At 70.7% G+C, this 25,541-nt stretch carries 27 protein-coding genes; 18 read left to right on the top strand and 9 right to left on the bottom strand.

Translation table 11 applies throughout. The features are described 5' to 3' along the window. Window positions 1–96: 96 nt before the first annotated feature. The 4 genes from crtI (at window position 97) to LC193_RS16565 (ending at window position 3,975) form a co-directional block, all read left to right on the top strand. The gene (crtI, locus tag LC193_RS16580) at window positions 97–1,620 is read left to right on the top strand and encodes a phytoene desaturase family protein (RefSeq protein ID WP_226075082.1); all 1,524 of its coding nucleotides are present in this window, start codon (window positions 97–99) and stop codon (window positions 1,618–1,620) included. Next, window positions 1,617–2,681 carry a phytoene/squalene synthase family protein gene (locus tag LC193_RS16575; RefSeq protein WP_226075080.1) on the top strand — a complete coding sequence of 355 codons (1,065 nt, stop codon included), beginning with the start codon at window positions 1,617–1,619 and terminating at the stop codon, window positions 2,679–2,681. Before crtI ends, LC193_RS16575 begins: the two co-directional genes overlap by 4 nt. Next, window positions 2,678–3,655 carry a DUF5914 domain-containing protein gene (locus tag LC193_RS16570; RefSeq protein ID WP_226075078.1) on the top strand — a complete coding sequence of 326 codons (978 nt, stop codon included), beginning with the start codon at window positions 2,678–2,680 and terminating at the stop codon, window positions 3,653–3,655. The genes LC193_RS16575 and LC193_RS16570 overlap by 4 nt, the downstream gene beginning before the upstream one ends. Before the next feature lie 119 nt (window positions 3,656–3,774). After that, entirely contained in the window at window positions 3,775–3,975 is a 201-nt protein-coding gene (locus LC193_RS16565; protein WP_404819426.1) for a ribbon-helix-helix domain-containing protein, read from the top strand. A 23-nt stretch (window positions 3,976–3,998) separates the two neighbouring features. On the opposite strand, the gene LC193_RS16560 is transcribed toward LC193_RS16565, so the two are convergent. From LC193_RS16560 to LC193_RS16550, 3 genes are all read right to left on the bottom strand, one after another. Beyond that, window positions 3,999–4,496, bottom strand: coding sequence for an NUDIX domain-containing protein (locus tag LC193_RS16560; RefSeq protein ID WP_404819425.1), 498 nt, complete (start codon window positions 4,494–4,496; stop codon window positions 3,999–4,001). A gap of 147 nt (window positions 4,497–4,643) precedes the next feature. Then, complete coding sequence (locus LC193_RS16555) at window positions 4,644–4,847, bottom strand: DUF397 domain-containing protein (RefSeq protein WP_226075076.1); 204 nt, start codon at window positions 4,845–4,847, stop codon at window positions 4,644–4,646. After that, entirely contained in the window at window positions 4,837–5,718 is an 882-nt protein-coding gene (locus LC193_RS16550; RefSeq protein WP_226075073.1) for a helix-turn-helix domain-containing protein, read from the bottom strand. The genes LC193_RS16555 and LC193_RS16550 overlap by 11 nt, the downstream gene beginning before the upstream one ends. A gap of 331 nt (window positions 5,719–6,049) precedes the next feature. Between LC193_RS16550 and LC193_RS16545 the strand changes: the two genes are divergently transcribed. Then, a complete protein-coding gene (locus LC193_RS16545; protein ID WP_159029815.1) occupies window positions 6,050–6,205 on the top strand; it encodes a hypothetical protein in 156 nt (51 codons plus the stop codon). Beyond that, window positions 6,202–6,429, top strand: a complete 228-nt coding sequence (locus LC193_RS16540) for a hypothetical protein (RefSeq protein ID WP_226075071.1) — start codon at window positions 6,202–6,204, stop codon at window positions 6,427–6,429. The genes LC193_RS16545 and LC193_RS16540 overlap by 4 nt, the downstream gene beginning before the upstream one ends. Window positions 6,430–6,562: 133 nt before the next feature. Here LC193_RS16540 and LC193_RS16535 read toward each other — a convergent pair whose 3' ends face one another. Genes LC193_RS16535 through LC193_RS16525 form a run of 3 tightly spaced genes read right to left on the bottom strand, consistent with a single transcriptional unit; the run spans window position 6,563 to window position 8,406 of the window. Then, a complete protein-coding gene (locus LC193_RS16535; protein WP_226075069.1) occupies window positions 6,563–7,315 on the bottom strand; it encodes a GNAT family N-acetyltransferase in 753 nt (250 codons plus the stop codon). A gap of 21 nt (window positions 7,316–7,336) precedes the next feature. Continuing rightward, window positions 7,337–7,750 (bottom strand): NUDIX hydrolase, encoded by a 414-nt coding sequence (locus LC193_RS16530; protein ID WP_226075068.1) that lies wholly within the window; start codon window positions 7,748–7,750, stop codon window positions 7,337–7,339. Further along, window positions 7,747–8,406 carry an NUDIX hydrolase gene (locus tag LC193_RS16525; RefSeq protein WP_226075067.1) on the bottom strand — a complete coding sequence of 220 codons (660 nt, stop codon included), beginning with the start codon at window positions 8,404–8,406 and terminating at the stop codon, window positions 7,747–7,749. Before LC193_RS16525 ends, LC193_RS16530 begins: the two co-directional genes overlap by 4 nt. A gap of 406 nt (window positions 8,407–8,812) precedes the next feature. Here LC193_RS16525 and LC193_RS16520 point away from each other — a divergent pair, with 406 nt between their 5' ends. The 8 genes from LC193_RS16520 to LC193_RS16485 all read left to right on the top strand — a co-directional run bounded on the left by LC193_RS16520 (window position 8,813) and on the right by LC193_RS16485 (window position 16,303). Next, window positions 8,813–9,322 carry a nucleoside-diphosphate kinase gene (locus LC193_RS16520; protein WP_226075066.1) on the top strand — a complete coding sequence of 170 codons (510 nt, stop codon included), beginning with the start codon at window positions 8,813–8,815 and terminating at the stop codon, window positions 9,320–9,322. A gap of 79 nt (window positions 9,323–9,401) precedes the next feature. Continuing rightward, a complete protein-coding gene (locus LC193_RS16515) occupies window positions 9,402–9,701 on the top strand; it encodes a hypothetical protein (RefSeq protein WP_226075065.1) in 300 nt (99 codons plus the stop codon). A 158-nt stretch (window positions 9,702–9,859) separates the two neighbouring features. Next, entirely contained in the window at window positions 9,860–10,444 is a 585-nt protein-coding gene (locus LC193_RS16510) for a hypothetical protein (protein ID WP_226075064.1), read from the top strand. 39 nt (window positions 10,445–10,483) lie between these two features. Further along, window positions 10,484–11,248 carry a hypothetical protein gene (locus LC193_RS16505; RefSeq protein WP_226075063.1) on the top strand — a complete coding sequence of 255 codons (765 nt, stop codon included), beginning with the start codon at window positions 10,484–10,486 and terminating at the stop codon, window positions 11,246–11,248. A gap of 2 nt (window positions 11,249–11,250) precedes the next feature. Beyond that, window positions 11,251–12,645 (top strand): hypothetical protein, encoded by a 1,395-nt coding sequence (locus LC193_RS16500; protein ID WP_226075061.1) that lies wholly within the window; start codon window positions 11,251–11,253, stop codon window positions 12,643–12,645. Between the two features lie 60 nt (window positions 12,646–12,705). Next, window positions 12,706–13,443 carry a class I SAM-dependent methyltransferase gene (locus tag LC193_RS16495; protein WP_226075059.1) on the top strand — a complete coding sequence of 246 codons (738 nt, stop codon included), beginning with the start codon at window positions 12,706–12,708 and terminating at the stop codon, window positions 13,441–13,443. A gap of 480 nt (window positions 13,444–13,923) precedes the next feature. Further along, complete coding sequence (locus tag LC193_RS16490) at window positions 13,924–14,445, top strand: pyridoxamine 5'-phosphate oxidase family protein (RefSeq protein ID WP_226075057.1); 522 nt, start codon at window positions 13,924–13,926, stop codon at window positions 14,443–14,445. Between the two features lie 142 nt (window positions 14,446–14,587). After that, a complete protein-coding gene (locus tag LC193_RS16485; protein WP_226075055.1) occupies window positions 14,588–16,303 on the top strand; it encodes a cellulase family glycosylhydrolase in 1,716 nt (571 codons plus the stop codon). Window positions 16,304–16,374: 71 nt separating this feature from the next. On the opposite strand, the gene LC193_RS16480 is transcribed toward LC193_RS16485, so the two are convergent. Together LC193_RS16480 and LC193_RS16475 are read right to left on the bottom strand one after the other, a co-directional pair. Then, window positions 16,375–18,372, bottom strand: a complete 1,998-nt coding sequence (locus LC193_RS16480) for an OmpL47-type beta-barrel domain-containing protein (RefSeq protein ID WP_226075053.1) — start codon at window positions 18,370–18,372, stop codon at window positions 16,375–16,377. Window positions 18,373–18,413: 41 nt separating this feature from the next. Beyond that, complete coding sequence (locus LC193_RS16475) at window positions 18,414–20,780, bottom strand: ThuA domain-containing protein (RefSeq protein ID WP_226075051.1); 2,367 nt, start codon at window positions 20,778–20,780, stop codon at window positions 18,414–18,416. Window positions 20,781–21,003: 223 nt separating this feature from the next. Between LC193_RS16475 and LC193_RS16470 the strand changes: the two genes are divergently transcribed. After that, the gene (locus LC193_RS16470) at window positions 21,004–21,984 is read left to right on the top strand and encodes a multicopper oxidase domain-containing protein (protein ID WP_226075049.1); all 981 of its coding nucleotides are present in this window, start codon (window positions 21,004–21,006) and stop codon (window positions 21,982–21,984) included. Window positions 21,985–22,098: 114 nt separating this feature from the next. Here the strand turns inward: LC193_RS16470 and LC193_RS16465 are convergent, their stop codons facing one another. Beyond that, the gene (locus LC193_RS16465) at window positions 22,099–22,836 is read right to left on the bottom strand and encodes a chitinase (RefSeq protein WP_404819537.1); all 738 of its coding nucleotides are present in this window, start codon (window positions 22,834–22,836) and stop codon (window positions 22,099–22,101) included. 398 nt (window positions 22,837–23,234) lie between these two features. On the opposite strand from LC193_RS16465, the gene LC193_RS16460 reads away from it, so the two are divergent. The 3 genes from LC193_RS16460 (at window position 23,235) to LC193_RS16450 (ending at window position 25,454) form a co-directional block, all read left to right on the top strand. Then, window positions 23,235–24,314, top strand: a complete 1,080-nt coding sequence (locus LC193_RS16460; RefSeq protein WP_226075047.1) for a hypothetical protein — start codon at window positions 23,235–23,237, stop codon at window positions 24,312–24,314. Window positions 24,315–24,719: 405 nt separating this feature from the next. Continuing rightward, complete coding sequence (locus LC193_RS16455) at window positions 24,720–25,067, top strand: WXG100 family type VII secretion target (protein WP_086159299.1); 348 nt, start codon at window positions 24,720–24,722, stop codon at window positions 25,065–25,067. Between the two features lie 75 nt (window positions 25,068–25,142). Further along, window positions 25,143–25,454 carry a hypothetical protein gene (locus tag LC193_RS16450; protein ID WP_226075046.1) on the top strand — a complete coding sequence of 104 codons (312 nt, stop codon included), beginning with the start codon at window positions 25,143–25,145 and terminating at the stop codon, window positions 25,452–25,454. The last annotated feature ends 87 nt before the right edge of the window (window positions 25,455–25,541 follow it).

Raw genomic sequence — 25,541 nt, 5'->3', positions numbered from 1 at the left:
GCCGGTACTTTCCTCGCGGACCCGCCGAACGTCCCGGACCGCCCCGGCGCCCCCGACCGCCCCGACCGCCCCGACCGCCGGGACCGGGGTGCCGCGATGAAGCGGCTGACCGGGCCGACCGGCCGCGTCGTCGTGGTGGGCGCAGGGCTCTCCGGCCTGTCGGCGGCGCTGCACCTGCTCGGCGCCGGGCGCGAGGTGACCGTGGTCGAACGCGCGGCGCTGCCGGGCGGCCGGGCCGGGCGCGTCGACCTCGGCGGCTACCTGCTCGACACCGGGCCGACCGTCGTCACGATGCCGGAGCTGATCGACGAGGCGTTCGCCGCCGTCGGCACCTCGCTGCGCGAACGGCTCGACCTCGTTCCCCTGCACCCCGCGTACCGGGCGAGGTTCGCCGACGGCGGCCACCTCGACGTGCACACCGACGCGGCGGCCATGGAGGCCGAGGTCCGCCGGTGCGCCGGGCCGCGCGAGGCGGCGGGCTACCGCGGGCTGCGGCAGTGGCTCGAAGCGCTGTACCGCGCGCAGCTGCACCGGTTCATCGACGCGAACTTCGACTCACCGCTCCGGCTGCTCAACCCCGACCTCGCGCGCCTCGCGGCGCTCGGCGGGTTCGGCCGCCTCGACCGGCAGGTCGGCCGGTTCCTGTCCGACGAGCGGCTGCGCCGCGTCTTCACCTTCCAGTCCCTCTACGCGGGCGTGTCGCCCACCCGCGCGCTCGCCGCGTACGCCGTCATCGCCTACATGGACACGGTCTCCGGCGTGTACTTCCCACGCGGGGGCGTGCACGCGCTGCCGCGCGCCCTCGCGGCGGCGGCCACGGACGCCGGGGGAACGTTCCACTGGGGGCAGACGGTGACCCGCCTCGAACGCCGCGGCGACCGCGTCACCGCCGTGCACACCGCCGACGGCCTGCGGCTGCCGTGCGACGCGGTCGTGCTCACGCCGGAACTGCCCACCGCCTACCGGCTTCTCGGCCGCGTGCCGCGCCGCCCGCTGCGGCTGCGCCACGCGCCCTCCGCCGTCGTGCTGCACGCGGGCACCACGCGCACGTGGCCGGGTCTTGGCCACCACACGCTGTCGTTCGGCCGCGCCTGGGAACGCACGTTCGAGGAACTCACCCGATCCGGGCGGCTGATGACCGACCCCTCGCTGCTCATCACGCGCCCCACCGCGCACGATCCCTCGCTCGCGCCCCCGGGCCGCCACCTGCACTACGTGCTCGCGCCCTGCCCCAACACCGCCATCGGGCCCGACGCCGACGCGTGGCGCACGCTCGGCCCCCGCTACCGCGACCGGCTGCTCGCCGAGCTGGAACGCCGGGGGCTCGCGGGCCTGGCCGCCGCCATCGAGGCCGAACACCTGGTCACCCCGGCCGACTGGGCCCGGCAGGAACACGCGGCGGGCACGCCGTTCTCCGCCGCGCACACGTTCGCGCAGACCGGCCCGTTCCGGCCGCGCAACCTCGTGCGCGGCACCTCGAACGCCGTGCTCGCCGGCTGCGGCACGACCCCCGGCGTCGGGGTGCCGCCCGTGCTGCTCTCGGGGAAGCTGGCGGCGGCCAGGGTCACGGGCCTGCGCGGCGGCGACCGCTCCCGCACGACCATCACCCTCGCCTCATGACCGCCCGCGAACTGGACGCCGCGCGCATCACCAACCCAGCTCTGCGCGCCGCCTACACGCACTGCCGGCGGCTCAACGCCCGCCACGGCCGCACCTACTTCCTGGCCACCCGCCTGCTCCCGGCCGACCGGCGGCCCGCCGTCCACGCGCTGTACGGGTTCGCGCGGTGGGCCGACGACATCGTCGACGACCTCGCGCCCGGCACGCCGGCCGAGGAACGCGCCCGCGCCCTCGACGCGCTCGCGGCGCGCGTGGCGGCGGTGTTCGAACGCCCCGCCGTTCCCGGACCGTCCGCCTCCCCCGGGACTTCCGCCTCTGCCGGGGCGTTCGACGGCGCCCGGGGGCCCGACACGGCGCACGCCCCCGTCGTGCGCGCCCTGGCGCACACCGTCGCCCGCTACCGCATCGACCCGGACTACTTCACGGCGTTCCTGCGCTCGATGCGCAGCGACCTCGTGGTCACCGACTACCCCACCTACCAGGACCTGCGCGGCTACATGTACGGCTCGGCCGCCGTCATCGGCCTCCAGATGCTGCCCGTCCTCGGCACCGTCGTGCCGCGCGCCGAGGCCGCGCCGCACGCCGCCGCGCTCGGCGAGGCGTTCCAGCTGACCAACTTCCTGCGCGACGTCGGGGAAGACCTCGACCGGGGCCGGATCTACCTGCCGGGCGACCTGCTCGCCGCGCACGGCGTCGACCGCGACCTGCTGTGCTGGAGCCGCCGCACCGGGCGGCGCGACCGGCGCGTGACGGCCGCGCTGATGGCCGCCGCCGCGCTCACGCGCGGCGTCTACCGCGCGGCCGAGCCGGGCGTGGCGATGCTCGACCCGGTGGCGCGCCCCTGCATCCGCGCCGCTCGCACGCTGTACAGCGGCATCCTCGACGCGGTCGCGGCCGACGGCTGGTCCGTGCTGCACCGCCGCGCGGTCGTGCCGAGGCACCGGCGCGCGGCGGTCGCGCTCGACGGCCTGGCGCGCGCTGTCGCCGCGCGACGGCGCGCGCGGCCGGGCGGCCACACCCCCGCGCTGGTCGCCGCCGCCACGGAACGGAGTCCCGCATGACCGCACGCACCCGCTACCCGCTGCGCCTCGGGCGCCGCACCGCGTGGGAGGCGCAGCGCCCGACCTGGCGCGACGCGCGCCCCGCCCTGATCGCGGAAGCCCTGGCGCACGCCCTCGCACAGCCGACCGGCAACTGGTACGTGCTCGGCGCGTCCACCGACGTGGCGCGCGGGCGGCCGTTCGGGCGCACGATCGGCGGCACCGAGGTGGTCGCCTGGCGGGACCGGGCGGGGCGGCTGCTGGCCGGGCAGGGCGCGTGCCCGCACCTGGGCGCCCCCCTGGCCGAGAGCCGCGTCCGCTGCGGCCGGCTCGTGTGCCACTGGCACGGGCTGGCCCTGGACGGGAGGCCGTTCGCCGGGTGGCAGCCGTTCCCCGCGCACGACGACGGCGTCCTGGCCTGGGTACGGCTCGACGAACTGGGCGGCGAAGAACCCTCCACCGTCCCGCACGTGCCGCAACGACCGGAAGCGGCACGGGCGTTGGACGCGGTGTTCACCGGCACCGGCCGGTGCGAACCGCAGGACGTGGTCGCCAACCGCCTCGACCCGTGGCACGGCGCGTGGTTCCACCCCTACTCGTTCGTCGACCTGACCGTGGTGGCCGTCGCGCCGGAACGGCTCACCGTCGACGTGTCGTTCCGCGTCGCGGGCCGCGCCGTCGTCCCGGTGCGCGCCGTCTTCACCGCGCCGGGGCCGCGCACCGTCACCATGCTGATCGCCGAGGGCGAGGGCCGGGGCTCGGTCGTCGAAACCCACGCCACCCCGCTCGGGCCCGGGCCCGACGGCGCGCCGCGCACCGCCGTGATCGAGGCCGTCGTCGCGACCTCCCATCGCCCCGGCTTCGCCCTGGCCCGCGCCGCCGCCCCGCTGGCGCGCCCCCTGATGCGGGCCGCGGCCGGCCGCCTGTGGCGCGACGACATGGCCTACGCGGAACGCCGCCACACCCTCCGCGCCCGCAACACCTTCCCCGGCTGAGCACCCCCACCGGCCCGGAGGGCTGGTCGGTGGCACTCCGGAAACTCGCCCTTGCCCGCCCCGCACCGGCTCGCAGCGCCGAAGGTACACCTGACCGACACCTTGACTACCTTTGGTACATGCCGATGAAGCGCACGACCGTCTACGCCGACCCGGAGGACTTGGCCATCATCAAGGAGGCAGCCAGGCGCCGGGGCATCAGCGAGGCCGAGATCATCCGCCAGGGTATCCACCTTGTTGCCATGGCCAACCGCGTCTGGGACGAGCCGCTGTTCTCGCGCACCTTCGAGGGGTCGGGCCGCACACGTAGCTGCTCTTGACCCAGCACGGGGACGTGGGCTCTTTACCGCCAGCCGCCCAAGGAGATGTCGGTGTCGCCCGCGATGTATCCGTGAAGGGCACTTGATGTGGTGTCCACGAAGTTTTCGGGGATGGCGTCGGTGTCGACCCAGCAGACCCGGGAGTGCTTGCGGGGTTCGCGGTTCTCGGGTTCGCCGGTCCATGCGTGGGCTGCGAAGACGACGGTGAGGAAGCCGTTGGGCGCTTCGACGCCCCAGGCTTTGTGGATGATGTGGGCGGCCTTTAGATCCTCCGGCCTCACGGTCAGGCCCGTCTCTTCGAACAACTCGCGGACGGCCGTCTCGGTGATCGGCTCGCCAGGTTCGCTCTTGCCGACGGGCAGGTCCCACTTGCCTGGCGCGAACGTGGCGTTCTCGCCGCGTTGGAGGAGGACGACGCGGTCGGTGGCCCTGTCGTGAACGATGACGGCGGCGACCAGCAGGGTCATCGATGCGAGCGCTGGCCTGGCGGCCTTCGGCTGGTCGTCGGTCTGCTGATCCACAGCGATTCCTCCGTCGGACGTGCAAGAGGAGGCCCGCGCACCACCGTCGTCGCCACATCGGGCCCCGGACTTCACCCTGGCCCGCGAAGCGTTCCCCGGCTGAGTCCCCCACCGGCCGGTGCCGATGGGGGACTTGTGTTCCGGGGGCTACGCGCTCAAGGTGCCGTTGACCACACCCGCCACGAACGCCGCCGCACTGGCAGCGGGCACCCACAACTCGGGCCCCGCCCCCTCCTGCTTCGTGTCCCGCACCCCCACCACAGTCGCGGAACCAACGTTCACTTCGACGCACTGGTTGCCGTTACTGCTGTAGCTGCTTTTGACCCAGCCCGGGCCCGCGTTACTGCTCATACTCTCCCGCCACTCCCAAGATGAGGCGCCGGGACGCCACTTCATCAAGCGCCCCGTCCCACATGTCGCTGAACACCGCGTCGTACCGGTCGACCTCCCGGGGCTTGTCCAAGTACAAGTTGCCAGTGAAGCCATCCGAGTACACCGTAGTGGGCTCGCTGTTCTTGCCATCTCCGTTGACCGGGAAGCGCAGGATGGTGAACTGCCCGCTCAGCATGCCGAGGTGCAGGCCGCTACCGAAATGAGCCACACGCAGGTCCACAGTTGGCAAGTCGGCCAGCTCAACGACTTGGCGAAGTTGCTTGGCCATCGCCGCCGCGCCCCCGACCGGGCGCCGGAACACACCTTCCTCGACGACCATACGCAGGTGTGGGGGCGATACGTACCGTGTGAGCAAGTGCTGCCGACTCATCCGCAGACGCACTCGCCGCTCAACTTCCTCGTCCGACTCCTCGGGGTTGTAGGCACGCATGACGGCGTGCGCGTATTCCTCCGTCTGCAAGAGTCCGGGGATCAGAAGGGGCTCGTACCAGTCGATGCGGGCGGAGGCTTCCTCTAGCCCAATGTAGAGGTCGAATCCCTCGGGGATCGCCTCGCCGAACGAGTGCCACCAGCCGCGCGCCTTCGTCTCCTTCGCCAGCCCCATCAGGGCTTCGGTCAGGTCGGCCGGTGCACCGTAGATGCGGCACATGATCTCCACATCGAACGATCGCAGCGACGTCTGGCCTGTCTCGATGCGCCAGATCTTGGTGTCTGACATCTCCACCGCTTTGGCCGCGCCCTTGATCGTGTATCCCGCCTGATTACGCAGCTCGCGAAGGTGCCTTCCGAGCTGGCGGCGCGGGACCGTCGATCCCGTGGTCTCCGCCATGTTCCTCCCCTTTCTTCCCCACTCTGCAATGTCACGTCGTCCCGTAATGCAAGCACCGGGCTTGCCGGTTTGCAATGCGCGTCAACCGGCGCGAAAGAGCATGGTGAAAACTGGATCTGAAGTATTGCAACTCCCGCGTTGCGCAGGCAGTCTCTCGTTCAGTGCCACTGTGTGTGTCCCAACCAGCACGCACAGGCAGGCATCCTCATGACCTGGGAGACCCCTATGCCTCAACCCGAAGTCCGTGCGTCGCCCCCGCCGGGGCGGGTCGCGGGGGCGGTGCCGCTGCCTCGTCGTCGTTCGCGTATGCCGAGCCCGCTGAGGAGTGCGCGTGTCCCCGTTCTTCTGTGACCACTTCTGCGAACTCACGCGCCGGGACGACGGGGCGCACTGTGCGTCCTGCGACGCGTTGATCTATCCCGCCGATGTCCTTCCGCCGCGCTCCGCCGAGCAGGAGCCGGTGCCGACCGTGGAGGCTGACCAGTGAAAGGTGTACTCGTCTCCGTCGAGATCGACGCCAGGACGGTGGCGATCGGTGATCAGGTCATGGTGGGCGGCCAGGCGCTCACCGTGCACGACATGACCGCGATGAGTCAGGGGCGTAAGCGGTTGGTGTTCGCGACTGGCGAGAGCTTCGTCATGGGCCGCGCCACCGTGTTGTGGGCAAGCCGCCGCGTGGACCCGCGCATTGGGCGGGGGCGGCGCTGGTGACGGTGGCCGTCGCGCTGCTCGCGGCGGCCACCGCGCACTTCGCGGCGGGCTGCCTGTTCTGCCTGTCCCTCGTTCGCGCCCTCGCCGCAGACCCGTGACCCGCCTCGCCGCCCGGCCGCAACGACCATGCGGTCTACCGCACCATCCCCGCGTCCGCCGCGAGTTGGATGCTGAGCTGGGCGCCCAGCTTCCGAAACCCCAGGGCCGCCGCCACCCGGCGAGAGGCGGGGCCTCGGGCCCGCCACTGCGGGAGCAGCCCCGCCGCGAACGCGTGCGCGACGGCCGCCGAGCCCACCGCCCGGGCCAGTCCGCGCCCTCGCCATCGCGCGCCGGTGAGCACGCAGACGTGGGCCACCCGGTCCGGCCACACCTCGTACCCGGCGGCGGCGACCACCCGGCCGCCGGACCTGACCACGAACGCCGGTGAGGTAATTCCGACGATGCCGGCCTCGGCGGCCTCCTCGTCGGTCACCTGGTCCACCAGGTCGTCGAGCGCGCCCGATCCGGCTGCGCCCTGCGGTAGCCGCCGAACGTTCGCTTCGTCGGCGGCCACCGGCCGGAAGCCGTCGGCGGACGCGTAGGCGAGCGCCGCCGGGCCGAGCACATCGGTCACCGGGAGCACCGCGCGGACCGCCTCCGCGTCCGTGACCGCGTCGCCGGGCAGCGAACCCACAGCGGCCCGTACCACGGCGGCCGTGTCCGGGCGTGGCGCGGTCACGATCGCTGATCCGCCGAGCGCCACCAGACCGACCCAGCCGGGCGGGCTCAGGCCCGAGTCAGGAGAGGCGACCACGCACACGCCCCCGGCGCCAGGAAACGACACGGGCGCCCGTGCCCAGGTCTCCCAGCGCTCGCGAGCCCCAGCGAGCAACACGTCGGTCGCCATACGGGAATTCCTGGCAGCCACTTAGGAAGACAGGACGGTGTCGAGGTACTCCTGCACCGGCTCGAACAGTCCGAACGGCACGTACTCCGGGATCTCGCCATGGGCGACCCAGGCCAGTTCGGCCAGCTCCTCGGTGTCCGCCACGTGGGCGCTACCGCCCAGCACCTCGCACGCGGTGTATGACATCAGCCGGCCCGTCTTCGGGTGGACGCGCTCGCCGAGCAGCTTCACAGCCGCCACGGTCAGCCCGGTCTCCTCCTGGGTCTCCCGCACAGCGGCGTCCTCGCGGGCCTCGCCGGGCTCGACCTCTCCCGCCGGGAACTGCCAGGAGAGCTGTCCCTCGCTGACCCGGCGGCGCACCATCAGCACGCGTGCCTTGTTCACGACGATGGCGGCGGCGATGCCCGGGCGCTCGTCCGTGTTCTGGTTCGTCACGTCTGCTCCTCCAGGACGGCCAGAATGGGTGAAAAGATCGTATCGACGGAAATGAAGCGGAGCACCGAGTTTCTGGGGACCCACATGACGTCGATGTTCTCGGCCGCGTCGCTGTTCGTGGCCTCGCCGGCCAGGTACTCGCAGAGGAAGTATTCGCACAGCACGCCGGTCACGGGGTGAAGGCGGTTCCCGAGGTGCTGCCGGACCGCGCAGTGGACACCCGTCTCGTCCAAGGTCTCCCGCACGGTGGTGGTCTCCGCCTTGCCGCCTGGCTTGATGACGCCAGCCGGGAACTGCCACGTGATCCCAGCGGCGTCGTCATCCCGCCGGCATACCAGGAGGACGTCGGTGCCACGGACGACCACTGCGATGGCCACCCGCAGCGCCTGCGCGCCGGGCGGCATCGAGTCCACCGGGGATCGCTCCTTCGCCAGCAGGAGCGCGAAGCGCTGTCGCGCAGCCGGAGGAGCCTGCTCATGGGCCGTGTCGAGGAGCTGCTGCATCTCCCTGCGAGGCACGACGGACGCGTCGGAGTGCCAGGTGGCCACAGTCCTCACGGCGATGCCGAGGTGAGCCGCGAACTGTTCGTTTCCGAGGCGTAGGGCGGACTGGAGCAGGCAGGCGTACCGGCCGCTCCAGCGCTCGATCACGTCCACAAGACTGCCCCTTCGTCGCCGCCCCGGTGCAGGAACCCGCGTGCTGAAAGTGCACTCCCACTGCACTGGCACTTCATGGTCACGCGGGAAGGGCCCCGGAAGAATCGGAGTCACCAGGGGCCAAGGAATCACCCGCCAAAGGCTCAGTCCCTGGGAGGCGCATAAGAGGCGCGAGAGCGCCGAACGACCACAGGGAGATTCTAGATGCCCGCCCCCAGCGGATAGCGGAGACAGAGAAGTTGGCCGGATCGAGTCTCTCGACGGTCTGATCGGCCGCACCTTGGCCAGCATTCGCCCGTCCGGGGCATTGCCCGCGCGCCCGAACCGCCCTGCCAGCGCCGGTAACCTCAGCAGCTGACGGCTGGGTGTCCGTCATGTTTTTTGTAAGCAAGGCGAAAGGGAGTCAATGGCCGAGGTTCAGGCACACACTGTCGAGCGTACGCTCGTCCTGCTCAAGCCCGATGCGCTGGCGCGTGGCCTGGCAGGAAGGATCATCACTCGATTCGAGGACGCCGCGCTGAAGATCGTCGGCACGAAGATGAAGTGGATGGACGAGGAGTTCACCCGCAAGCACTACTTCGATCTGGAAGAGCGGCTGGGGTCGGAGGTCTACAGCGTCACGGCGACGTTCATGCAGCAGGGGCCGGTCATCGCTCTGGTGCTGGAGGGCTTCGACGCCATCGCTACGGTCCGCAAGATCGTCGGCAGCACATACCCGAACCAGGCTCCGGCCGGCACGGTGCGGGGCGACTTCTCGCACTACAGCGCGGCGGCCAGCACCGCATCGGGCAAGGCGGTCGCGAACCTCGTGCACGCGTCCGGCAACGCGGAGGAGGCCAAGCAGGAGGTTGAGCTGTGGTTCGACAAGGACGAGCTACAGGACTACAAGACGCTGGCCGAGATCTACACGTATTAGCAGCGGGGCACGGCGTGACGGTGGGGACGCCGGGGCGTTGATCACCACTGGGGCACGACCGTTGAACCGAGAGGTCACCATGACCAACCAGACCCGCCTGGCTTCCACCGACGAGCTGGAGTCGATCTTCCAGCGTGAGCTGGCGACCGACCGGTGGGCTGCCGCCGAGACCGCGTACGCCCTGGCCGTGCGCCACCGCGATGCGGGCGACTGGCCCGCGTCGCAGGAATGGGCCCAGCAGTGCCTGCGTCTGCTGGAGGGCTTCCCCAGCGAGACGGAGGAGCAGGTCGCCACCGGCCGCACGTCGGTGGGAGGCGTCCAGCTGCCGACCTACCTGCACTCGGGTGTGGTCGAGAAGCGCTTCGGCACCCTCGGCTGACACCCACCGATCCACCGGGGTGATGCGGCCAGCACCCGCATCGGCCGCATCACCCCGCGCTCAACCACCAAGCCCATAGCGATCGCCCGACCGGACAGCCCCCGCACGGCAGGGTCCGGCTGGCTTCGCCATGCCTGAAACGAGGAGGCAGCAGCCCCGTGGCCGTCGAGGTCGAAATGCGCGCCCGCTTCACCAAGGAGGTCCACGACCAGCTCGTCACCCGCCTGAAGGCGGACGGGGAGGACCTGGGCCCCGACGACAAGCACATCTACTTCTACGTACTCCCCGACCAACTCTTGAAGGTCACCGACAACACCGTCGCCGGCACCGCCAAGATCACCCTCAAGGGGAGCAAGATCGGGCAGGGCGCGGCCTTCGCGGAGACCGAGTTCGCCATCGCCTCCGCCGACGTTCCCGCCGCGGTGAAGGTGTTCAACGCCCTCGGGTTCGAGACGACGATGCACGAGGCGTTCAACTTCCGTCACAACTTCCGTCTCGACGACGTCGAGATCGCGGTCAAGTGGAGTGAGGCGTGGGGCTACCACGCCGAGTTCGAGGTCCTGCTGGAGGACGGCGCCTCCGACGCCGCCCGCGCCGAGGCCGAGGCCAAGATCACGGACGTCGCCACGGCGCTCGGCGTGACCCTGATGACGGAGCAGGAGCTGGCCGACTTCACCGCAGCCTTCGAGGCCGCCGAGCAGGAGCGCAAGGAGCGCGAGCAGCAGGCCGCGCCGATCCGGTAGAGAACATCACCGCGGAGACCACCAAGGGGGTGGGCACGAGTGAGCACGACCCCGTTGACCGCAAGTCTGATCGCCCTGGCTGCCCGAGGGCAGCTCCCGCTCCACCAGCACATGGACCACGCCACCATCGCGTGGATCAGCGACAACAGGCCCGACCTCCCACCGGCACCGCAGCCGGCCTTGCGCCCGCAGTCGAAGGAGCTACTCGCGCACGGCGGACTGCCCACCCGGTGGTGGGCCGACCCCCGCCTGTACACGTCGCTCCACGGCGTCCGCCACGCCATGCGGACGGCGGCGCTCGCCGCCATCCTCGCCGACACGAACGGCCTCGACGATGCCGACGCCGCCACGGCGATCCTCGCCGCCGCCGTACACGACTGCCAGCGGCGCCACGACCAGGACGACCGCGGGCATGGCGCCCGCGCGGCCATCTGGCTCGCCGCGAACGCCGACACCCTCTGGGGCCACTTCGGCCTCGCCGCCGCACCCCGACGCATCATGCAGGCGACCACCGCCGTCCGGCTGCACGACATTCCGTACGAGGCGTTCACCCCAGACGACAAGTCCGACCATGCCCGCGCCGAGCGCATCACCGACGTGGTCAAGGCCGCCGACGCCCTGGACCGCTACCGCCTGCCGAAACTGACGTGGTGGCCGGATTCCCGGTACGTCCGCGAGCCCGCCTTCAACCAGCTGCGCGGCCTCGCCTTCGACCTGGTTCTGGTCTCGGAGCGGGCCTACCTCGCCGGGGCCAGCGGCACCGCGGCCGTCCGCTATGCGCTCGCCGAGAAGGGCCTGGTCTGACCATGGACTTCCTCGACGTCTACCACCTGTGGGCTGACGCCCATGCCTTCTTCGACTCCACTCTCATCCCCGACCCCTCCGACCACACCGACCCGCTCGCCGCCCAGGCGGCGGGCTGGGACCGGCGTCTCGCCGAGGACACCCCGAACGGCCACCTGCTGCGGCGGAACGCCCTCTTCGAGGCCCTGAGCGGAAACGGCAAACTGCACCTGCTGCACGTCACCCACGCCCTGGAGAAGATCAGCCGGCAGGGAGTGCTTTACCCGTCGGGCGGCTGCCTCGTCGGAAGCATCTACTGCGCGCCGCTCACCGCGACCGACCAGGGCTTCCACATGCACAACCTCGGCTCCTACGTCCTGACCAAGGAAGCGCCGACCTTCCTGGCCAAGCTCGGCGTCACCGATCGAGTCCCCACCCCGCTCATCTTCGAGATCGACACCCCGCGGCAGGCGTATCGAGGTCTCGCCGGCGTGGACTACCTGCGCCTCGGCCTCATCCACCTGAACATCTACAGCCACCTCGAATACCTGCTGAGCAAGAACGAACGGCACCAGCTACGCGAGACCGTCGTCAGCCGGATCAAGAACTCGGCCGCATTCCTCGCCACCGCTGCCGCTGTCGCCTACCAGGGCACCCAGGTCGACGCCGAGCCGTTCCTCAAGCTGCTCGACGAGACGATCCCCCGACTGCCGATCCTCGGCTACCTGTACTTCGAAGCGGTCGCCGAGTACCTGATGCTCCACTCGACTTCGCACCACACCCGGCGCCTGGCCGAGCTCGGCGAGCTGAACAACTGGCTGTACAAGGAGATGCTGTTCGCCTCCTTCCCCGCCATGGCCGGCAAGTTCGACCTCGCGAGGTTCCGTCCCCGTCCGAAGCAGCTGGCCGCGCTCATCCACCGAGTCGACCCGACCATCGACACCACCCACGCGAGCGCGTACCTGGTCGAGCGGATCAGCTACCTCGTCGCCGCCCGCCTCTTCGCGCCCGGCGACACCCCGGAAGCCTGGCACCACACGCGCTGGGAGTTCGACTCCCTGGCCACGCAGCTCGGACCGCTCCTCGGCCACCTCATCCACCGGGAACTGCGCACCTTCGGCCGCTACCCCGACTTCTACTTCTACTTCGACCAGCACAAGGCGCTGCAAGCTTGGAACTACTGGAACCACATGGACATCGTCGCACCGTTCAACGGCACGATGCCCAAGGGCGAGATCGGCATCAACCCGGCCTACCCCAACCTCGACTACCGCGTCTGGCGCGCCGAGCAGGACGATGCCGGCCACCTCCACCCGGCCGAACAGCTTTCGCTGACCATCGCCCCGCGGCTGGTGGACATCAAGTACACCCTCATGCGCAACAACCAGTGGACCCCTCCCGCGCCCAGCGTCGCCTGACCATCGCGGCTATCCGCGGCACACCCCACCCCGAGCAACCTCACACGTAGGAGATCCGTGATGAGTCCCTCCGGCATGCCCTCCGTAGACCTCCTCGGCGAGCAGATCGCCTCCATCCTCGCCGACCCCGCCACCACCCACGGCCTCGCCCGTACCCTCCGGGCCGCCGCCAAGGAGATCGAACTCCACCGCTACCACCACTCCAGCCGCCGCGCCTGGCCCAACGGCCGTATCGACGACAAGCCCGCCAAGGTCCAGATCGGCGGCGGAGCCCACCGCATCGACGGCTTCTTCAACATCGACCTCGTCCCGCCGGCCGACCTCCTCTGGGACATCCGCGAGGGCATCCCCCTTCAGGACGACAGCACCGACGAGATTTTCTCCGAACACTTCCTGGAGCACATCGACTACCCACGCTCGGCCAAGCACTACGTCTGCGAGGCCCACCGCGTCCTCGTGCCTGGCGGCCGGATCATCACCGGCGTTCCCGACGCCGCCTTCGCCCTGAGCCAGTACCCCGGTCCCATGGACACCACCGACGAGACGATTGAGCACTGGTACGCCAAGCGCGACTGCCACGACGACATCAACACCCGGCTCGACCTCGTGAACCTCGTCTTCCGCGACCAGGACGACGACCCCACGTACACCCCGCACCTGTGGGCGTATGACCACGAGAAGCTCGTCCAGCTTTTCACCGGCGCCGGCTTCACCACCGTCAAACCCTGGCCCTTCGACCCCACGATGGCCAACCCGAAGCGCCGCTGGGGCAGCGTCTACGTCGTCGCCACGAAGTAGTCCTTCAAGCAGCCCGCGAGTCGGGACGCCCCGTCCCTGGCCACCCCGGTCTCGCGGGCCTCCACCCACGCCACAGCGCCGCACCCGCCCGGCCACGCCGCCGAGGGAGTCACCCGCATGAACCAGGTCCCCCGTCCATCAGCGAACTGACCCTCGCCGCCACCCACAATGCCGTCGCCTGGGCCCGACGCCACACCACCGACGTCCTCCGACGCTGGCGCTTCCCCGACGAAGGGATCGAAGTTGCCCGGCTCCTCGTCTCGGAGCTGGCCACCAAGAACCACGGCCCAGCGCTTTACTGCGCGCGGGGCTCAGGGGGTCAGGCGGACCACCTCTCGACGCGGACCGGGCAGGTCCGGGCCCAGGACACGCGCACGGGAAACCGGACAGAAGGTGTCGGGTTTTGGGGGGAGCATGAGGGCGTCGGTTCGCGTCGTTCGGGGGCGCGGGCCGGGTCACTCGTACACGCAAAGGATCTCCATGCGCGAAACGCCGGAAGAGACGCGAGAGCTTCAGGCCCTTCTCGACGCCTCTCTGTCCCGTTCCACCTCGCACCTCCGCTCGATCATCACCGCCGAGCGCACGCTGACCGCCGACCAGCTCACCCAGGTGCTCACCGGGATGTGCACCCTCTCCCTGTCCACCGTGACGGCGAAGGGCGAGCCCAGGATCAGCGGCGTGGACGGGCACTTCCTGCACGGGATGTGGTACTTCGGAACGGACCCCGGCGCCGCCAAGGCCCGTCACCTGGCCGCGCGGCCCGCCGCCAGCGTCGCGCACCTGCGCGGTGAGGACCTGGGGGTCTTCACGCACGGCACGGTGGAGATCCTGAACCCGCGGGGCGGCGAGCCGCACGCGGCCTGGCCGGAGTTCCTCGCATACGTCAAGGACTTCTACGGCGACCACGCCTTCGACTGGGAGAACGCCGTGGTGTACTACCGGCTGCGTCCGCACTGGATGGCCGCCTACGCCCCCGACTTCGCGAAGCTCGTCGAGGGCTGACCCAACCCGGCGGCGCGGGGGCGAGGCTTCAGAAACCACAGGACGCGACTCTTGTGCGGTTGACGGCGCACTGTCACTATCGCCCGCGGGTGGCTCCGGGGCGGGCCGCCCGTTCCTTTCCGCAGCAGGATGAAGGGGCGTCATGAATGGTTTCCGAACGTTCCGCAGGTGGGTGAGCCTGGCCGCCGGCGGCCTGGCCCTGGTGATGGCCTCATCCGGCGCGGCGTCGGCCGCGCCGGACGCCGGGCCGGGACGCGGCGGCCACAAGGCCGACGCGATGGACGCGGTCGAGGCGATGCAGCCCGGCTGGAATCTCGGCAACTCGCTCGACGCCGTCGGCGCGGACGAGACCGCGTGGGGCAACCCGAGGATCACCGAGGAGTTGCTGGAGAACGTCAGGGCTCAGGGCTTCAACAGCATCCGGATACCCGTCACCTGGGGCCAGCACCAGGCCCCGGGTGACCACGCGCTCGATCCCGATCATCTGGACCGGGTGGCCGAGGTGGTCGACTGGGCGCTGGACGACGGGTTCTGGGTGATGCTGAACATCCACCACGACTCGTGGCAGTGGATCTCCAGCATGCCGGCCGACCGCGAGGGGGTCCGCGCGCGGTACGACGCGATGTGGGAGCAGCTGGCCGAGCGGTTCCGGGACGCGCCGGACCGGCTGGTGTTCGAGAGCGTCAACGAGCCGCAGTTCAGCGGCTCCTCGGGGGACGCGGAGAACGCCGAGCTGCTGCACGAGTTGAACACCTCGTTCCACGAGATCGTGCGCGGTTCCGGCGGCAGGAACGACGACCGGCTGCTGGTGCTGCCCTCGCTGCACACCTCGGCCGACCAGGCGCGGCTCGACGAGCTGATGGCGACGTTCGACGTGCTGGACGATCCGAACCTGATCGCGACCGTCCACTACTACGGCTACTGGCCGTTCAGCGTGAACGTCGCGGGCGGCACCCGGTTCGACGAGGTCGCGCGGGACGACATGACGGGCATGTTCCAGCGGGTCCGCGACACGTTCGTCGCGCGGGGCATCCCGGTGGTGATCGGTGAGTACGGGTTGCTCGGCTTCGACCGGCACACCGGCACGGTGCAGCAGGGCGAGAAGCTGAAGTTCTTCGAACTCTTCGGTCACTACGCCCGCACGCACGGCGTCACGACGATGCTGTGGGACAACGGGCAGCACTTCCACCGGACTGGTTTCACGTGGAACGACGCGGAGTTGTTCGGTCACATCGAGTCGAGCTGGCGCGGGCGTTCGGGGACGGCGTCGTCCGACCAGGTGTTCAGCGAGCGTTCGGCGCCCGTGACCGATCAGCGGCTGACGCTGAACCTCAACGGCACCAGGTTCACCGGGCTGAGCCACGACGGCGACCGGCTGCGGCGCGGGACGGACTACGTCGTCCAGGGCAACGAGCTGACGCTGCGGGCCCGGCTGCTCGCCCGGCTGGACGGGGACCGGGAGTACGGCACGAACGCCCAGCTCACCGCGCACTTCTCGAAGGGCGAGCCGTGGCGGATCGACCTGATCACCTACGACCGGCCGGTGCTCGCGGACGCCTCGGGGACGACGGACGCGTTCGCCGTGCCGACCGACTTCCGGGGCGACCGGCTGGCGACGATGGAGGCGGTGTACGAGGACGGGACGAACGCGGGCCCGCACAACTGGACGCCGTTCAAGGAGTTCGACGTCGCGTTCGCGCCTGACTACGCGGGCGGGTCCACGACGCTGACGCCGGCGTTCTTCGCGGAGGTGGCGGACGGGCGGCGGGTGACGCTGACGTTCCACTACTGGAGCGGGGCGACCGTGACCTATGACGTGGTCAAGTCCGGGAACCAGGTCACCGGCACCGTGGCCTGACCGCACCAGACCGGGGCCCGCCGCAGGCTGCGGCGGGCCCCGGTCCTGTGGGGGGTGCGGGAGGTGGTCGGTTACAGGGGTTTGACGCGGATGTCGCGGAACGAGATCACGTCGGACGTGCCGTGCGTCTGCAACCCGATGTACCCGGCGTCGCGCTGCCGCCCGTCGGTGCCCGGGTCGTCGGCGCGCGGCGGGGAGAACAGCTGGCCGGGCGCGTTGGTGAACTCGTTGACCAGCAGCCCGTTGCGGTACACGGTGTAGTGCTGGTCCACGACGCGGATCTCGTAGTCGTTCCAGGTGCCCTTCGGGGTGGTCAGGGCCTCACCGCGGTTGACGAGGTCGAAGCCGTAGACGGAGCCCGTCTTGTACTGGTCCCCGAACGCGTCGTCGTAGATCTGGATCTCGTGGCCGTACTTGATCGCCACCCATTCCGGCCGTGACTCCTCGGGGTGGTCGTGGACGCGCGGGAAGCCGACGAACACGCCGCTGTTGGCCGAGCGGGTGCCAGGCGCGTCGTCGCGCCACTTCATGCGCAGCACGAAGTCCTCGTAGGGCTGCTCGGGGAACCACAGCATGCCCATGCCGCCGACGGTGTCGCTGCTGGTGATCGATCCGTCGTCGTTGAGGCCGAACGCGCCGCCGCCGACGTGCGACCAGCGGTCGAGCGACTGCGCGGTCCCGGTGAAGATCCGCTGGTAGCCGTCCCGGTTGCCGGGGTCTCCGATGCTGGAGCGGTCGGCGGCCTCCTGGATCTCCTCGGCGCCGCGCCGGTCGATGACGCCGTCGTCGATCATGGCCGCCGTGACCTGCCGGACGTGGTTCTGGAAGGAGCCGTTGGACGACCAGGGCGCCTCGTCCTCGATGCGCTCGTTGACGGTGCAGCCGTGGCGGTCGGTGCGGTTGGGGACGTTCGTCCACTCGTCCCCGACGACGACCAGCGGCCGGTCGTCGGACTCCGGGCAGTCCGGTGGCGGCGGCTCGCCGGGGCCCTGGTCCTCCTCGACGACCGTGAACGTCACGCTTCCGGTCTCCGACGAGTTGCCGGCGTTGTCCGTGGCCCGGTAGGTGACGGTGTGCTCGCCGACGCTGTGCACCATGACCGGCTCGGTGTAGGGCAGGAACTCCTCGCCGCCCGTGGCGTACTCGATGCCCGCGACGCCTGACCCGGTGTCGGTGGCGGTGAGGGACACGGTGGCCATGGTGACGTAGTTGCCGTCGGCGTCCTGCTCACCCTCGACGGTCGCGGCCACCTCGGGCGGCGTGGTGTCCTCGCCCGACGGCTCGACCACGGTCACGCTCGTCTCCTGCTCCTCGGAGACGTTGCCCGCCACGTCGGTGGCCCGGTAGGCGACGGTGTGGTCGCCCGGAATGCCGAGCACGACGGGGCTCTCGTAGGGGGCGAACTCCTCGCCGTTCACGGCGTACTCGATGCCGTCGACGCCCGAGCCCTCGTCGGTGGCCGTGAGGGAGACGGTGGCGCTGCCGATGTAGGCGCCGTCGGCGTTCTGCTCGCCCTCGACGGCCGCCGTCACCTCGGGCGGCGTGGTGTCCTCGCCGCCACCGCCGTCGCCCTCGGTGACGACGAGTTCGCCCTGCATCGCGCCGTGGCCCGGGATGGCGCAGAAGAAGCGGTAGGTGCCGGGGGTCAGGACGACGTCGACCTCCCAGCGACCGCCGTTCACGTCGTTGGGGTTGGCCATGATGTTGACGTCGACGTCGTTGTTGTAGTCGGGGTTGGTGGTGTCGAACGTCAGGGTGTGCGGCATGCTCGTGGTGTTGCCTGTGGCCGCGCTGTTCTCGAAGACGAGCGTCGCCTCGCCGGCGACGGCGGTGGTGGGCTGGGTGAGGTAGCGGTTGATGTCGTTGTCGGCCGTCCAGGTCAGGACCTGCTCGGCGGCCGGCTCGGCGCCGCCGCCGGGCTGCTGGGCCCGGGCGCCGGGGCCGGAGACCAGGGTGAGCGCCCCCAGGCAGAGGGCGACCAGGAGGACCAGCGTGCGGCGGGTGGCCGGGTTGTGGTGGAGGAGTCTGCTGCCCCGGGGTGCTGGCCCGGGGAGGCTGCCGTGCGTCATGCGTCCTTCCGTCCTTCTCGCGACGTTGCCGCGGGCTCGGATCAGCGGGCCAGGTCTGCGGGGAGCGGGGTGGCGGGCCCGCCCGTGTAGGTGACGCGCCAGAGCGCGGAGTGCTGGTCGGCGTTGAAGAAGCCGCGGCCGTAGTCGAGCAGGTACAGCGAGCCGTCGGGCGCGAACTTCCAGTCCATGAGGTTGCGGATGCCGCCCTCACCGACGGGGATGATGCCGTCAAGGCCGTCGGCGTGCACCGGGAGGCCGCCGCCCGCGACGTTGGAGGGGTCCATCACGACCGCGTGCCGCGGCTGGTCGGCGTCGTAGAGGTCGCCGACGAACCACTTGCCGTCCCAGTAGGCGGGCCAGGCGACGTCGCTGCCGCTCTCGTCGTCGTGCCGGTAGACGGGCCCGTTCATGGCGGCCTGTCCGCCGCCGGTGAGCCACGGCAGCCGCAGGAACTGCTCGTCCAGCTCGTAGCTCGGCACGCCGTCGGCGTCGCGCGGGAAGTCGGGGGCGCCGCCCTGCGGGGCGTACCAGATGTTGTTGTCGGTGACGGGCGGCAGGTCCACCAGGCCGTCGTTGTGCGGGGACTCGTTCCTCGGCGCGTCGCAGTCGTACCAGTCGAGCGGCTGCTCCGGGTCGGGGAGGTTGCGGTCGCGATAGGGCTGGCTGTTGCCCATGCAGTAGGGCCAGCCGCGGTTGCCGGCCTCGGTGATGACGGCGAACGTGTCGTACTTCGCGGGCCCCCACGTCGGACTCGGCTCGGGCGCGTCGGGCCCGACCCAGCCGGCGTAGAGCCAGTCGGTCTGCGGGTCGATCGCGATGCGGGCCGGGTTGCGCACGCCCATCACGTAGATCTCGGCGCGGGTCTTGCCGCCGCCCTCCTCCTCGCCCGTGAACAGGTTGCCCTCGGGGATGGTGTAGGTCCCGTCGTCCTCGGGGTGGATGCGCAGGATCTTGCCGTTGAGGTTGTTGGTGTTGCCCGCGGTGCGGCGCGCGTCCGCGAACGAGACGCCCGCGAACTCCGGCTCCGGGTTGTTGCCCGAGAAGCCGCCGCTGAACTGCGAGGAGTTGGTGTCGCCGGTGGCGATGTACAGGTTGCCCTCGGAGTCGAAGTCCATACCGCCGCCCGCGTGGCAGCAGCTGTGGATCTGCACCTGCCAGGACAGCAGGACCTGTTCCGAGGCGAGGTCGAGGGTGCCGCTCGCCTCGTCGAACGTGAACCGGGAGACGCGCCGTTCGCCGGTGTGGGTCTCGCGGTCGATCTCGGAGTGCGGCGTCCAGTGCAGGTAGACCCACTGGTTGTCGTCGAAGTCGGGGTCGAGGACGATGCCGACGAGCCCTTCCTCGTTCTTGACGAGTTCGCCGCCGCCGCCCTTGTTGCCGAAGACCTCAAGGGTGGCGGCCAGCGTCACCTCGTCGGTCGCCGGGTCGTAGACGTGCACGGTCCCGGGGCCGAGGCCGATGTCCGGGTCGGCCCAGTCGGTGACGACGGGCGCGTTGGTCCACTGCCCGCCGCGGCCGATGTAGAACACCCGGCCGTCGTCCGCGATGTCGAGGCCGTGCGGCTCGCCGATCTGGTCGAGGGACTGCGGCGCGTTGGGCTCGGTGAGGCGTTCGGCCGCGTAGTTGTCGTCGATCGTGGCCTGGCAGTCGGCGCGCGCGAGGCGGCTGGTCCACAGCAGCGCGCCGCGCAGGTGCTTGCGGAAGTTGTTCTCCGAGAAGCTCTGCGCGGTGCCGCCCATGCCGGTGTAGAACGAACGCCCGCCGTCGTAGTCGCGGCACCACGAGATCGGGTGGTCCCAGCCCTCGGCGGTGTCGCCGGGCTCGTAGGTGCTCTCCCGCACGCGGGCCACGGTGTGCACCTGGCCGCTCGGGTTCGACTCCCAGTTGAACCAGACGTCGCGCTTGGCCCATTCGACGGGCAGCCCCCGGGTCGCCGGGTTGACGCGGTCGCCGACCTCGACGACGGCGGTCTGAACGTCGTCCGGGCTCGCGGCGTCGGGGCGGGAGCCGATGAGGCCGGTGAACCACTCGGATTCCGGCTGGGCGAGCGCGGCGTCGTGGATGCCGACGAATCCGCCGCCGAGCCGCACGTAGGTCTGGAGCGCGGCTTCCTGGTTCGCGTTCAGCACGGCGCCGTCCGTGGACAGGAAGACGACGGCGTTGTAGTCGAGCAGGCCGGCCGTGGTGAAGTCCGCCGGGTCGCTCGTGACGTCGACCGCGAAGTGCTCGGCGGCCGGGCCCTCGGCGCCCAGTGCCTCGATGGCCCGGACCCCGGCCAGCGTTCTGTCCTCGGGCGCGTCCTCGGCGTGGAACACCAGCACCAACGGGTCCTGGCCGCCCGGCGGCGCCGCTCTCCTCTCCTCGTCCTGCGCGGCGGCCGGGACCGTGCCCAGCAGCGCGAGGGTCATGGTCGCAGCGAGTGCCACAACCTGTGGCTTGCGGCCCATAGCTCGCCAGCCCCTTTCAGGTGACAGCAGCAACGCCCTAGGAAGCTAGACGTCTTTTGCTGAGTCGCCAATGACTATGACCAGGATTGAAGAAACTTTGTCCTGATGGTGGTCAAACTCTTGGCGTGCCCATACCATGAGGCGCCGTCAGGATCACGTGTGCCGATCGAGGAAGGCGCATTTCATGCGGCGACCAGGCTTTTCCAGACGATCCTTCACCAGTGGCGCCGCCGTGGCGGCCCTCGTTCCCACCGGACTGACGGCCGCGCACGCCGCGTCCCCCGCCGGACGGCCTGCGGCGGCTCCCGCCCAGGTCCGCCGCTTCACGATGTACGCCGAGAACCTGCCGAACGGGCAGCTCGGCTACGGCCTCGAACCGGGCGAGGCCCGCATACCCGGCCCCCTCCTCGAAATGTACGAGGGCGACACCCTCCAGATCGATCTGGTCAACAACGCCGATGTGGCCGTCAGCCTCCACGTGCACGGCGTCGACTACGCGATCGACAGCGACGGCACCCGCATGACCGACAGCATCGTCGAGCCGGGGGAAAGCCGGCTGTACACGTGGAACTCGCACGCGCCGGGCCGCCGCGACGACGGCACCGTGATCGCGGGAAGCGCCGGGTACTGGAACTACCACGACCACGTCGTGGGCACCGACCACGGCACCGGGGGTCTGCAACGGGGCCTCTACGGACCGCTCGTGGTCAGGCGCCGGGGCGACATCCTGCCCGACCACCAGTACACGATCGTGTTCAACGACATGACGATCAACAACAGGAGCGGCGCCGACGCACCGAACTTCACCGCGAAGCTGGGTGAGCGCTGCGAGTTCATCATGATCACCCACGGCGAGTTCTACCACACCTTCCACGTGCACGGGCACCGCTGGGCGGACAACAGGACCGGGTACCTCGTCGACGAGAACGACTCAAGTCGCGTCATCGACAACAAGATCTGCGGCCCCGGCGACTCGTTCGGCTTCCAGGTCGTCGCGGGTGAAGGGGTCGGCCCCGGGCACTGGATGTACCACTGCCACGTGCAGAGCCATTCCGACATGGGCATGGCCGGCCTCTTCACCGTCACGCGCGCCGACGGCACCGTTCCCGGCGGCCCGCCCGACCACGGAGGAGGGGGCGGCGGAGGGCACCACCCGCACCACTGAACCGGCACTCCATCAGCATGGAGCCGGCCGCGCCCGGCCCGTTTCCGGGCCCGGGCGCGGTGCGGGTCGTGCGGGGTTCAATCCGGTTCGTGCGGCGCGGCGGTACCGGCCGGATCAGCAGTACAGGTTGCCGCCGGGGCTCACGCCGAGGATCTGCGTGAACTGCTGGTACCTGCTCACCCGGCTCTGCACGGTGGCGGGGTTGCGGCCGTCGCACTCAAGGGCGCCGTTGATCGCGCGGATGGTGTGGCCGAAGCCGGCCTGGTTCACCATGGCGTTGTGCGCGGTCATCCAGCCGGGTCCGCTCTGGGTGTTCCAGTACCACAGGCCCGTGCGCCAGGCGACCGCGGGCTCGCGCTCGACCCGCCACGGGTTGTTCAGCAGGTCCATGCCGAGGGCGTCGCCCGCGGCCTTGTAGTTGAAGTTCCAGCTGAGCTGGATCGGCCCGCGGCCGTAGTACGCGGACTGGCCCGCGGGGCAGCCGTACGGCTGGCTCCAGTCGCAGTAGTGCGGGTAGTTGGCCTGATTCTGCTCGACGATGTGCACGAGTCCGCCGGTTTCGTGGTGCACGTTGGCGAGGAACGCGGCGGCCTCCTGCCTGCGGACCGTGTCGCTGCCGGTGTTGGCGAACGCCGGGTAGGAGCTGAGCGCCTGGATCAGCCCGTTGTACGTGTAGAAGCTGTTGCGGTTCGGGAACATCTGGTTGAACTGGGCCTCGCTGACGACGAACGCCGCGTTCGGGGCGGCGGCCCGTTCCTCGGCGGCGCCGGCCGGGGCGGCCGGCAGCCCGAGGAATATCGCGACGAGGGCCAGCGCCGCGGCGGCGCGCCACGCCGAGAGCCGGCGGCGCACGGTGGGGGTGATGGTCACGGGAGTTTTCCCCTTCATGCCGTTGGTTACCGAGTGGTGCCGAACGGGAGAAGAACCATGGGACGGCCGGACCGCGCGGGTCCTCGCGGCCGGGTCCCGGCAGGGCCTGTGAGGTCGGGCCCCTTCAGGTCTAGACCATGACAGCGGCGTGGACGGCCGTCAATGGGTGCCGCCGCCGCCCGCTCCACCTCCGCCAGGAACGCTGCCGCGCCCCCCGCGCCCGCGGCCGGTTGCTTTGCACTGGCATGCCATGACTAAGCTGCTCCCATTCCCGATGGCAGGGCGCCCGCACACGAACGGGCGCGGCTCGTCGGGCCGTCGTTCTCGAAATACCTTCGCGGCCATCCAGGCGCGAACGAATTGCTGCCACCGGAGTTGTGATGCGCATACCCAGGAAATTCGTCGGAGTGATGGGCGCGGGGGCGCTGCTGCTGCTCTCCGGCTGCGGGGACGACGGCGGCGACGGCGGCACGGAGGGCGCGGAGAGCGCCGAGTCGAGCGGCGCGGACGAGGGCGGCTCGGGCGCCGAACCCACCGCCCTGACGCTGGACACGGCCGCCGGGCAGAGCACGTGGACGGTCGACGACCAGGCGAACGCCGTGGACATCACCCCCGTGAGCCTGGCCAGGGGCGACGCGTCCGACCTGGAGAACATCCGGCTCGACGACGAGATGGAGGGCTTCGTCCCCTACTACCTGACCGTCGAGTACACCGCGTCGGACTCCGCCCTCAGCGACGGCGACCTCGACGGCTTCTCGGTCGTCGACGCCGGCGGCTGGACCGGCGAACGCATCTCCATCATGGGCGGCTTCTCCTCCTCGGGCGAGTCCCCGCTGCCCGCGGCCTGCGACGCCGAGGCCCCCGAGCGGCTCGCCGCGGGCCAGTCCGCCGAGGTCTGCCAGATCCACATGCTGCCGCCGCACATGCAACCCACCGCCGTGTCCTACGTGGACGACGGCGCCGCGCCCCTCGTGTGGTCCGTCGAGGGTGCCGAGGGCGGCGAGGACGCCGCCCTGCCCGCCGGTGAGGCCGCCGCCACCACGTGGCTGGACAACGACGAGCAGGAGATCCCGCTGAACGTCACCCCGGCCGGCGTCGTCCAGGGCGCGCCCGAGGACCTGGCCGACTGGGACGTCGACACCGAGGGCCAGGTGCCGTACTTCGTCAGCGTCGAGTACCAGAACGACCACCCGGACATCGAGTTGTACCCGTCCATGCAGGACTCGGTCACGATGCGCACCGCGAGCGGTCAGCAGGCGCAGAAGGTGACGCTGATCGACGTCTACGGCCGCGAGGTCGAGCAGTGCAGGGACCGCGTGCCGGACGAGATGGTGGCGCCGGGCGGAACGGTGACCCAGTGCTCGGTCTTCCTGGTGCAGGAGGGTGACACGCCCGCCAGCATCACGTTCGCGCCGAACGGCGGCGAACCGCTGTACTGGTACACGCCCGAGGCCGGTTGATCCCGAGGGCTTTCGAGACCGCCGCGGGGCCGCGGGCGTTCGACCGCGGACTCGCGGCAGTCGAACGCCCGCGGCCTGCGCTTTCGTGCATGATCCCGTGGGTCAGCGGGCCGGACACGGGCCGAGGCGGGCGGGAAGCGGGCGGCGGCACCGCACAGCGTGGGCCGCAGTTGAACGCCGCGGCGCCGCGCGCGGTCCGACTGCCCCGCCCAGCGGTCGCCACGAGCGGCGTTTACGCAGGTCACCGCCCTGTTACCGGCGTGAGGGCCGACTGTGACGATTCTGCGACAGGCTGGTGGAAGCCCCTCCCTGGCCATGCCGGACGTGCACGGTCAGTATGAAAACACCCGCCGGGGCGCCGCGAGCAGGCCCGGGCACACCTGACGGAGCGGAAGAAGGACAGCGATGAGCAGTGATGAGGTCAAGCTCTCACCCGAGGAAGTCGACCGGGTGCAGGCCATCATCAACCAGGCGTACACCGACATGGAGGCCGTCGCGCAGGGCATCGGCGGCCACAGCGCCAGTGTCGGCACGGCCTACACCGGTTCCGGCACGGCCCGCGCCGTGGAGAACTACGAGGACCTGGGGCGCGCGGGACAGGCGCTCGCCGAGGCGCTCGACGGGCTGTCGCGCGACCTGGGGCTGACGGCGACGACCGGCCGGGAGACCGACCTCGACGCGCAGAACGTGCTGAACAACGCCGATGTGCACCAGGGCCCTGTGCCCGATTCGAGTATCGCCGCCCGCATCTGAGCCCGCCGGGCACGGCGGGCGACACGCGCGACAGCGGCATTCGGCAAGGGCACAGGCGAAGGAAGGGGCAGGACGATGAGCGGTGACACGATCCGGTTCGGCAACGAGGCGCTGGACGGCATCCAGTCGCAGACCACCGGCCAGCAGGAGCAGTACACGGAGATCTGGGACGGCGTGCACTCCCAGCTGATGGGCCTGATCGAGCAGGGGCTCGTGGACGCCTCGATCGGTGAGGTGCTGAACGAGCGCGACGAGCAGTTCCGCCGCGAGGCCACCGGCTACGACGACAGCGTGACCTCGCAGAACCGCGCGATGCGCGACGTTCAGCTGATCGGCAACGAGGGCGGCCGGGCCATGGTGAACGCGGCGTCCGGCGGCGGTCGCTGACCACCGCCGCGCCCGCACCCGCGCGCGGGCGAGCCGCGCGCGACGGGGCGCGGGCACCGGCGTGAGAGGGAAGAGGAAGGGGAGGAC

Source organism: Streptomyces marincola (assembly GCF_020410765.1).
Classification (GTDB): domain Bacteria; phylum Actinomycetota; class Actinomycetes; order Streptomycetales; family Streptomycetaceae; genus Streptomyces; species Streptomyces marincola.
This window is presented reverse-complemented; position numbering and strand designations above follow the sequence as displayed.